Source organism: Methanosarcina spelaei, assembly GCF_002287235.1.
GTDB classification, from domain to species: Archaea; Halobacteriota; Methanosarcinia; order Methanosarcinales; family Methanosarcinaceae; genus Methanosarcina; species Methanosarcina spelaei.
The window spans coordinates 1-441 of the sequence record NZ_LMVP01000410.1 but is presented as its reverse complement, the minus strand read 5'-3'; the positions used below and the strand labels follow the sequence as shown (position 1 = coordinate 441).

Genomic DNA, 441 nt, shown 5'->3' with positions numbered 1-441 from the left:
AAGGATGAAAGTAGTTTTTATGTAGACTCAAACAGATCAAAATGTTGGGCAATAAAAGGTTCTAAACCTATTAAATTTCTAAATGGTTCAAAAGCCAAAATCAACATTGGAGGATTCTACACTGAAAACGGAGACTTTTATTGGTACGATTTAGGAATTAAAAAGAATACAGACTCTTTCATAAAATCGTTAATCAAGTTTAAAAAAGAAATAGGACGAAAGATATTTCTTCTAATGGACAGAGCACCGTGGCATAAATCAAAAAAGGCAAGAGAATTCTTTCAAAAAAACAAATATTGGTTGCAAATGTTGCTTTTCCCTCCAGCTACTCCAGATAGGAACCCAACAGAATATTGCTGGAAAATGACAAGAGAAGACTTAACGTCAATAAAATCATTCAAGAATATAAAAGTATTGAAGGAAGAACTGGATGAGTTTTGG

The 441-nt window shown here is 32.2% G+C and carries 1 protein-coding gene; it reads left to right on the top strand.

Annotation, left to right across the window (positions count from 1 at the left end; genetic code table 11):
* A partial coding sequence (locus tag ASJ81_RS15400; protein ID WP_170943344.1) for a transposase occupies window positions 1-441 on the top strand: 441 nt, incomplete at both ends.